This is a genomic window from Photorhabdus heterorhabditis, assembly GCF_001280945.1.
Taxonomy (GTDB): domain Bacteria; phylum Pseudomonadota; class Gammaproteobacteria; order Enterobacterales; family Enterobacteriaceae; genus Photorhabdus; species Photorhabdus heterorhabditis.
The window spans coordinates 1-9,252 of sequence record NZ_LJCS01000094.1; the positions used below are offsets into that span (position 1 = coordinate 1).

Annotated in this window: 11 protein-coding genes; 4 read left to right on the plus strand and 7 right to left on the minus strand. The window is 43.2% G+C overall.

Features of this window, described 5'->3' with window-relative positions:
• The first annotated feature begins 107 nt into the window (after window positions 1-107).
• The 3 genes from AM629_RS24045 to purD all read left to right on the plus strand — a co-directional run bounded on the left by AM629_RS24045 (window position 108) and on the right by purD (window position 3,370).
• Complete coding sequence (locus AM629_RS24045; protein WP_161804250.1) at window positions 108-359, plus strand: hypothetical protein; 252 nt, start codon at window positions 108-110, stop codon at window positions 357-359.
• A gap of 116 nt (window positions 360-475) precedes the next feature.
• Window positions 476-2,065, plus strand: a complete 1,590-nt coding sequence (purH, locus tag AM629_RS19625; RefSeq protein ID WP_054481295.1) for a bifunctional phosphoribosylaminoimidazolecarboxamide formyltransferase/IMP cyclohydrolase — start codon at window positions 476-478, stop codon at window positions 2,063-2,065.
• 21 nt (window positions 2,066-2,086) lie between these two features.
• Window positions 2,087-3,370 (plus strand): phosphoribosylamine--glycine ligase, encoded by a 1,284-nt coding sequence (gene purD, locus AM629_RS19630; RefSeq protein ID WP_054481297.1) that lies wholly within the window; start codon window positions 2,087-2,089, stop codon window positions 3,368-3,370.
• A 23-nt stretch (window positions 3,371-3,393) separates the two neighbouring features.
• Here purD and AM629_RS19635 read toward each other — a convergent pair whose 3' ends face one another.
• The 6 genes from AM629_RS19635 to nudC form a co-directional block, all read right to left on the minus strand.
• Window positions 3,394-4,035: a DUF1481 domain-containing protein gene (locus tag AM629_RS19635; protein ID WP_054481299.1), complete on the minus strand. Its 642-nt coding sequence runs from the start codon at window positions 4,033-4,035 to the stop codon at window positions 3,394-3,396.
• 68 nt (window positions 4,036-4,103) lie between these two features.
• Window positions 4,104-4,376 carry a nucleoid-associated protein HU-alpha gene (gene hupA, locus AM629_RS19640; RefSeq protein ID WP_054481300.1) on the minus strand — a complete coding sequence of 91 codons (273 nt, stop codon included), beginning with the start codon at window positions 4,374-4,376 and terminating at the stop codon, window positions 4,104-4,106.
• Window positions 4,377-4,562: 186 nt separating this feature from the next.
• On the minus strand, window positions 4,563-5,153 hold the full coding sequence (locus AM629_RS19645; protein ID WP_054481302.1) for a YjaG family protein: 591 nt from the start codon (window positions 5,151-5,153) through the stop codon (window positions 4,563-4,565).
• Window positions 5,154-5,229: 76 nt separating this feature from the next.
• On the minus strand, window positions 5,230-5,898 hold the full coding sequence (gene nfi / locus AM629_RS19650; RefSeq protein ID WP_054481303.1) for a deoxyribonuclease V: 669 nt from the start codon (window positions 5,896-5,898) through the stop codon (window positions 5,230-5,232).
• Between the two features lie 5 nt (window positions 5,899-5,903).
• Window positions 5,904-6,968: a uroporphyrinogen decarboxylase gene (hemE, locus tag AM629_RS19655; RefSeq protein WP_054481305.1), complete on the minus strand. Its 1,065-nt coding sequence runs from the start codon at window positions 6,966-6,968 to the stop codon at window positions 5,904-5,906.
• 109 nt (window positions 6,969-7,077) lie between these two features.
• Entirely contained in the window at window positions 7,078-7,845 is a 768-nt protein-coding gene (gene nudC, locus AM629_RS19660) for an NAD(+) diphosphatase (RefSeq protein WP_054481309.1), read from the minus strand.
• Between the two features lie 104 nt (window positions 7,846-7,949).
• Here nudC and AM629_RS19665 point away from each other — a divergent pair, with 104 nt between their 5' ends.
• Complete coding sequence (locus AM629_RS19665) at window positions 7,950-8,612, plus strand: HAD family hydrolase (RefSeq protein WP_054481307.1); 663 nt, start codon at window positions 7,950-7,952, stop codon at window positions 8,610-8,612.
• Between the two features lie 386 nt (window positions 8,613-8,998).
• Here the strand turns inward: AM629_RS19665 and AM629_RS19670 are convergent.
• On the minus strand, window positions 8,999-9,252 hold a 254-nt coding region (locus AM629_RS19670), incomplete at its 5' end, for an Rpn family recombination-promoting nuclease/putative transposase (protein ID WP_235525548.1).

Consider the following 9,252-nt stretch of genomic DNA (forward strand, 5'->3'; position numbering starts at 1 on the left):
CAGATTGTCTGATTAATTGTTAAAGAGCAGGCCACCTTAAAATTTGATATTCTCGGTCAGCCGGGCTGCGTATATTACGCTTTTTGCCCGCAGAGTCAAGCGCTTATTTGCGCTCCCCTGCCCAACCTCACACGTTTTCTCAGCGTTGTGTCGGTCAGTGGTGGCGCATTATAGGGCGTTCTTCGGCGCTGGCAATAATTATTTTTAATAAAATTGATCGTTTGATTAATCCCACAGCAAAACACCACTTTATACTCACTTATCAACAGATTTACCCACAAATGGATAATCGAATGAAAATTTATCGAGCATCACGCAAACGTTTTCGTTACAATCCGAGGGATAAAATCATCATGTGATTTTATCCGACTGTTCTGAAATGTTATTGCAGTACTCATTTTTTATGTCCTTATTTATATGGTGGGTTCTTCCCAATAACATGTTACTGCCTCACAAAATCCAAGGGATCAAACCAATGCAACAGCTTCGTCCAATCCGCCGTGCCCTGCTTAGTGTTTCCGACAAATCAGGGATTGTTGAATTTGCGAAAGCCTTATCTGAACGCGGTGTTGAATTACTCTCTACTGGTGGTACAGCCTATTTACTATCTGAATCAGGGCTGAAAGTTACTGAAGTTTCAGATTACACTGGCTTTCCTGAAATGATGGATGGCCGCGTTAAAACACTGCATCCTAAAGTACATGGTGGAATCCTTGGTCGCCGTGGACAAGATGATGAAATCATGGCACAACATCACATCTCACCAATCGATATGGTAGTTGTGAATCTATATCCATTCGCTCAGACCGTTGCTAAACCAGATTGTACTTTGGCAGACGCTGTTGAAAACATTGATATCGGCGGCCCAACTATGGTTCGCTCTGCGGCTAAGAATCATAAAGATGTCGCAATCGTAGTTAATAGTAATGATTATGAAAAAATCATTGAAGAGATGGATAGCAACCAGTGTTCACTGACACAATCGACCCGTTTCGATTTAGCAATTAAAGCATTTGAACACACTGCTGCTTATGACAGCATGATTGCTAACTACTTTGGCAAACTGGTTCCTGCTTATTATGGTGATATTACTCAACCATCAGGGCGTTTCTCCCGGACCTTAAATCTGAATTTTATTAAAAAGCAAGATATGCGTTACGGCGAGAATAGTCACCAGAATGCAGCTTTCTATATAGAAGAGAATCTCGCTGAGGCATCTATCGCAACAGCAACTCAGTTACAAGGCAAAGCACTTTCTTATAATAATATTGCAGATACAGATGCAGCCCTAGAATGCGTTAAGGAATTCGTAGAACCCGCGTGTGTGATTGTTAAGCATGCTAATCCATGCGGCGTAGCAATTGGTAAAGATATTCACGAAGCCTATGATCGCGCATTCAAAACAGATCCAACCTCCGCTTTTGGTGGCATTATTGCTTTTAACCGCGAAATTGATACTAAAACTGCACAAACTATTATCGACCGCCAATTTGTAGAGGTGATTATCGCTCCCTCAGTAAATGAAGAGGCATTACCAGTGCTGGCTACCAAGCAAAATGTCCGTGTTCTGATATCTGGTGAGTGGGAAACTCGCATTGCTGGCCTTGATTTCAAACGTGTCAACGGTGGCCTGCTCGTACAAGATCGTGATCTTGGTATGGTAACAGCCGATAACCTGCATGTAGTTTCCAAACGTCAGCCAACTGAGCAAGAAATGAAAGATGCTCTGTTCTGCTGGAAAGTCGCTAAGTTTGTCAAATCCAATGCCATTGTTTACGCAAAAAATGATATGACCATCGGAATCGGCGCAGGCCAGATGAGCCGTGTCTATTCTGCAAAAATTGCCGGAATTAAAGCAGCTGATGAAGGTTTAGATGTTCAGGGATGCGCAATGGCATCTGACGCATTTTTCCCATTCCGTGATGGTATTGATGCCGCTGCGGCTGTCGGCGTGAGCTGTGTTATCCAACCCGGCGGTTCAATCCGCGATAACGAAGTAATCGCAGCCGCAGATGAACACGGCATTGCCATGATCTTCACTGGTATGCGCCATTTCCGCCACTAATCAATAACAGGGGTTAATTTGATGAATATTTTAATTATTGGTAGCGGTGGACGCGAACATGCTCTGGCATGGAAAGCAGCACAATCTCCTTTGGCTGATAAGGTCTATGTTGCTCCGGGAAATGCAGGGACGGCGTTGGAAAGTCATCTGGAAAATATTGATATCTCAGCAACAGATATCAACGGCCTATTAGCATTTGCACAAAGCCATGATATCGGGCTGACTGTCGTTGGCCCTGAAGCACCACTGGTAATGGGTATTGTCGATATATTTCAACAAGCGGGACTAACTATCTTTGGCCCAACTCAAGCAGCCGCTCAGTTAGAAGGTTCAAAAGCATTCACCAAAGATTTTCTAGCACGCCATAAGATTCCGACTGCCTCTTATCAGAATTTTACAGAAATCGAGCCTGCCCTCACCTATCTGGATAAAGTCGGCGCTCCTATTGTTATAAAAGCTGACGGGTTGGCTGCGGGTAAAGGTGTGATTGTTGCTATGACACGGGAAGAAGCCCAGTCCGCAATAAAAGATATGCTAGCCGGAAATGCGTTTGGTGATGCCGGCCACCGAATTGTTATTGAAGAGTTTTTGACTGGTGAAGAAGCAAGTTTTATCGTTATGGTCGATGGCAAAAATGTCATTCCTATGGCCACCAGCCAGGATCATAAACGCGTAGGTGACGATGATACTGGCCCAAATACTGGCGGAATGGGAGCCTATTCGCCCGCTCCGGTAGTCACCGATGAGATCCACCAGCGTATTATGGAAGAGGTTATTTATCCTACCGTCAATGGTATGGCTGCTGAAGGTAATATCTATACGGGTTTTCTTTATGCCGGATTGATGATTAATCAAGATGGAGAACCAAAAGTGATTGAATTTAACTGCCGCTTTGGTGATCCGGAAACCCAGCCGATTATGATGCGTATGCGTTCCGATCTGATTGAACTTTGTCTGGCTGGCGCCAAAGGCGAACTTGCTGGTAAAACGTCTGATTGGGACAAACGCCCTGCTCTGGGCGTGGTACTGGCTGCAAACGGGTATCCAGCTGATTATCACAAAGGCGATATTATTCATGGCTTGCCTCAACAGGAAAATGCAAGCAACAAAGTTTTCCATGCAGGCACAGCATTGCAGGATAATAATGTTATTACCGCCGGTGGACGTGTTCTATGTGTCACAGCATTAGGAGACACTATTGCTGATGCACAGAAAAAGGTTTACCAGCAAGCAGAACAGATTAAATGGAATGGCTGTTTCTACCGCAAAGATATTGGATATCGGGCCATTAATCGGCTGAAGTAATCAAAAACTGGCGGAGGTCAGAATCAGAGGCTGTCCTTCGTCGGCTCCCAACGGCAAAAATCATTATTTGCCACCAACAGTAACTCGCGGCCAGCAGAAGCCTCCAACCAAGCAATGGTTAATTGGCCGTAACTGTTTTTTTCGCGCTGTTCAAGCCATGACTTAGCGTAAGGTTCAAACTCAACGGAAATCATTTCACCCGTACAGGTAGTGACCTTGCCGTTATTCCAGTGACCTTGCATCAAACGCACATTGCCTACTATCAGTGCATCACTTAATTCAAGAGTCCGTTTAGCATCAAATTGCATACGAACAATATCATCATTGGAAAGTGGTTCACGCCGTGTTTTTAACTGCTTCTGCATAAAAATCACATCACCGAATTTATTCAAACGAAGTTGTTCAGCCAGTGGATTTTCATCATTCAGAATTTCACGGCGAATTTGGCGCAAATCACCTTGCTTATATTCGTAAAAAGTGACGACGGTATTATCATTACGGTAAGGGCTATAAACACTCATCAGAACCAGAGGTTTATTATTTTGATCGTTGAGGCGCCACAAGCGAACAACACCATCATCTGCGATGAATCCACTTGCACTAAAAAGAGGTTCTTTAGGTTGATTGGTACAGGCGCTGAGCGCGAAGACGAATCCTAGTGTCATCAGCCCCTGACGAACCAACAAAAGGGGATAAATAATACCCCTTCTATTTTTTCTTTTTTGCAATGAAATTATTTAACTGCGTCTTTCAAAGCTTTACCAGCAGAAAAAGCAGGTACGTTTGCAGCCGCGATTGTAATTTCTTTACCGGTTTGAGGGTTACGACCAGTACGCTCTGCACGGTGGTTAACTTTGAAAGTACCAAAACCTACCAGCTGTACTGAATCACCCGTTTTCAGGGATTCGGTGATTGCATTCAAAGTTGATTCCAGAGCAGCTTTTGCCTGAGCTTTAGTCAGGTCTGTGCTTTCTGCGATTGCATCAACTAATTCAGTCTTATTCATAGATTATCCTTACAGTGTGTTTATCGTTTGCAAAGCATCGAGTGCGACGGATATGCCGAATGACAGCACCCCTGCATACACGCACCGATAGCCACTTCTTTTCACCCCCCAAATGTAGAACAGAGTGGGGGCAAAAGTGAAGCCTTTGAACATGGCATTTAAAGCATTAAATCACGTTTTTTCACTTTACTGCGTTAAATTTATACCAATGTTGCTAATGGCTGACTCCCAGAGGTCAGCTTTCAATCCTTTAATCAACTCAATATCCCGCTCTTCACAGCCGGCTAATAAGCGATAAATCTCCCATTGAATATCCCACTCTTCCTCAATGGCTGGTAATTCTTTTAATTCTTGATCGGTCATTTCTTTCCCGGCCCGAGTCATTTCAAGCATAGCAACAGTGCGAATTGAAATTTCACTCACTGCAATGGCATGTATCAATGTTTCACCACTCAGACGGGAATGGACCATTTCCCCTAATGCAATACATGCATCAATTGCCGGATATACACCGTAAATATCATAATCGTCTGCTGATGGAATAATTTGTTCTAACTTTTCCAACTGGTTATCAAAATTAACCTTAGCATCTTTTACAACTAATATTTCCCACACCAGATCCAAAATACGGCGGTAAAGAGCAGGTTCTGCAAACGCAGTCTGACGACAGAACATCTGGTAATTTGGATACATCCGTTCGCATAGACTCGCCATAAAGGTCAAATGCTGCCAACTTTCAAGTTTCTCCAACCGTAAATGTATCGGGTTTCGTAACATTAGTTCTTACTCATTATGCATAATGTGCTCCGCAGTTTACCTGAAATTCAAGAATATCCACACATTTACACCGAATTTAAGGATTTTTCTGCATTATTTGTTTAAAAAACGCTCTATTTGAGGCTATACCATCCGCCCAGCGGGTTGTTTCGGGCAAGCGATAACCTTTTACACAGCGCTCCACCCATAGCAATGCACTATCAAGACTGATTTTATGCCCTGGAGAAATATACAATGGATTACAGCGTTTTTTACTTCGCCATACCCAACCAATCTGTTCCTCTTTATCAATTAGAGGCTGACAATTGCCAGGCTGCTCACCCAAAGACTCACTTTCACCACATAAACGGCGTTTTGCTACACCGATTGTAGGAATATTCGCCAATAAACCAAAATGGCTGGCAACACCTAAACGACGTGGATGAGCAATACCATGACCATCCACCATTACTAGATCAGGTTTATGTTCCAACAACTGCCAAGCCGCCATCAATGCAGGATATTCACGGAAAGAGAGTAAACCAGGAATATAAGGAAGCGTAGTTTCAATTCGAGCTATCTGATATTCCACCAACTCAAGATCAGGGTAAGAGAGAACAGCTATCGCTGCGCGGGTAATTCCTCCCTGCTGTTCAAAGCCCACATCAGCACCAGCAATCAGTTTTGGTGAGGAAAAATCATCATAACAGATAACCTGCTGAGCCTTTTCTATTTGTTCCTGACGTAATGCTTTTGTGTTGATCATATTTTTTACTGATGATATTTAGCTGAAAGTTTGTGTACCGCCTCAACAAATACACCAGCATGTTCCGGTGGTACATCCTGATGGATACCATGACCAAGGTTAAAGACATGACCAGAACCCACACCAAAACCTTGCAAAATTGTTGAAACTTCCTGTTCAATCCGTTCTGGAGAAGCATATAACATAGATGGGTCCATATTACCCTGCAAAGCGACTTTATTCCCCACACGACGGCGAGCATCGGCAATATCAGTCGTCCAATCCAAGCCAAGAGCATCACAACCGGTTCCAGCCATTACTTCCAGCCATTGCCCACCACCTTTGGTAAACAGTGTCACTGGTACCCGACGACCTTCATTTTCACGGATCAGACCATCAACAATTTTGTGCATATAACGCAGGGAAAATTCACGATAATCCCGGCCAGTCAGCACGCCTCCCCAAGTATCGAAAATCATCACAGACTGAGCGCCTGCTTTAATTTGAGCATTAAGGTAAAGGATGACACTGTCTGCCAATTTATCCAGCAACAGATGCATTACGGCAGGTTCGGCATACATCATTTTTTTGATTTTAGTAAATGCCTTACTACTGCCACCTTCCACCATATAAGTCGCCAGCGTCCACGGGCTACCAGAGAATCCAATCAAAGGAACCTGACCCGCCAGTGCCTTACGGATTGCACGCACTGCATCCATCACATAACTCAGCTCCATCTCAGGATCGGGAACCGGTAGTTTTTCCACATCAGCACTGTTTAAAATAGGAGATTTAAAACGCGGGCCTTCACCTGCTTCGAAATAGAGTCCCAGCCCCATTGCATCAGGAATAGTGAGAATATCAGAGAAAAGAATTGCTGCATCCAATGGATAACGTCGCAAAGGTTGCAAAGTGACTTCGCAGGCAAGTTCAGTATTTTTACATAGAGAGATAAAATCACCAGCTTCGGTACGGGTGGCTTTATATTCCGGTAAATAGCGGCCAGCCTGACGCATCATCCATACAGGTGTAACATCAACGGGTTGGCGTAATAAGGCACGCAAATAGCGGTCGTTTTTCAACTCATTCATGACAGGCTCCATTTATTTATTGGCCGCAATATTATCTGACTGTAATGATTAGGACATCATTGTAACATGACAGATAAATCTCTCCCGTTGAATTGCGCCAAACCATGCATTACGCATTTCGGCACAGAACAACCGTATCTTCAATCAACCGACGGGCAATAGTATTGTGTGGTGGAATCAATGGCAGTTGGTCATAGTGATACCAATCTGCACTAATCAATTCTTTCGGATCATGACAAATCTCACCGCTGTCATAATCAGCTAGAAATGCCATCATCAATGAATGGGGGAAAGGCCACGGTTGAGAAGCGACATAACGTAAGTTGCGAATTTTAATATTACTCTCTTCCATCACTTCACGAGCCACAGCTTCTTCAAGTGTTTCACCTACTTCAACAAACCCAGCAAGCACTGTATGTATGCCATCACGATGGCGCTGATGTTGAGCCAATAAGATCTGATCATCCCGACGAATACCGACAATAACACAAGGTGCAATCTGCGGATAATAACGTTCATGACAATGGTTACACAAACAAGCCCATTCACTGACACTATGGTTCATTTCATGGCCACAATAACCACAATATTGATGGGAACGATAAAACTCTGCCAACTGCACTCCCCGGCCTGCTAATTGAAACAAGCCGCGATCGCTTGAAACAATATGCCGTAAGGAAACCATATTTGAATTCATTTTCTGGCAAATAAGCCAAACTTTCTCACCCTGCCACTCACCGATAAGCAATGCTATTTTTCCTTGCAGTGACCATTGAGCAGCTATTCCAAAAGGTAATTCACCTTTAGGGAGCCAAATACGATTTTCATCACTGATAATCCACCAGCCTCGTTCTACACCGGTTACTTGTTGTTGCATCATCATTATGACATCTTATTTGTTATAAATATCTGTATAAATCATACGCTTTTTAGCCAGAAAAGCGTGCTCTTGTTACTATTTATCACGAGGAACACAACACTATGTCACAACTGCTTGCCGTGTTTGATCTGGATGACACCTTAATCTCCGGTGATTCCAGTGCCATATGGACAGAGTTTCTATGGGAAAAAGGTATCATTAGTGATCCAAGTTTTATCGAAGCAGATAAAAAAATGATGGCTGATTACAACTCAGGTTCACTTGACATGAGTAGTTATCTAGCATTTATCCTGCAAACACTGCACCAAGTTCCACAAAAACAAGTTGATCTTTGGTTAGTTGAGTTTGTTAAAGAAAAAATCAGACCTCGATTTTACCCGCAAGCTAAAGCTCTTATTGCAGAATATCAACAGCAACAAATTCCAGTCATTATTATCTCAGCTACAGTCTCTTTTATTGTGAAAAAGATTGCTGCCGAATTAGGGATTCACACTGCACTAGGCATTGATATGGTGACGGAAAATGGCTGTTATACCGGCCAAATAGACGGTATTGCGACTTTTCGCGAAGGTAAAGTAAAACGAATGAAACAGTGGCTGGAACAACAAAACAGTTATCCTGAAATTATCCGTTTTTACAGTGATTCAATTAATGATCTACCAATGTGTCAATTTGCCGACGAAGTCATTACGATCAATGCCGATGCCCGTTTAAAAACCGAAGCACAACGACATGGCTGGCAACAATTAACCTGGTCACTGTAAATATTTTCAATCAGTAATGGGTTTATGGTTTCCATAATCCCATCTATACCTGTTATCTTTCAAGTTGCCTCTTTGTTGGCTGCACTCACTCACCCCAGTCACATAGTTATCTATGCTCCCAGGGATTCGCTCCCTTGCCGTCGCGATGCATCTTGAAATCTATTGGGTATATACCCGTCATCTTTCAACAGGCAACCCAATTGCTGGGGAAGAATATTGCAATAAAATTGAGGTCTTGACGAAACAGAACAAGTCATTTTATTTCCGCAAACAAATCACCTAATCGCGTTCCCCACGCTCTTAAGGTGTCATTTCTCTCCCTATAAATAAGAACAAAAATGCCGATCTTGAATATCGGCATTTTGCTGTATAAAAAGAAGATTAATTTAATGCTTTAACGCTTCAATTTTATCCCGGCTCAGTCCGGTACTGGTGACAATAATATCCAGACTGACGCCATGCCGTAACAAGGCTCGAGCCGTTTCCACTTTACCTTCCTCTCGGCCCTGCTCAATACCTTGCTCGCGCCCTTTTTGTTCAAGCTGTTCTGCAATAGTCATCAACATCGTTTCATGCTCCGGAGATTGTTCAATCAGTTGATGGACAAAGTGTGAGAGATCCAGCGTATGCCCATTCAGTA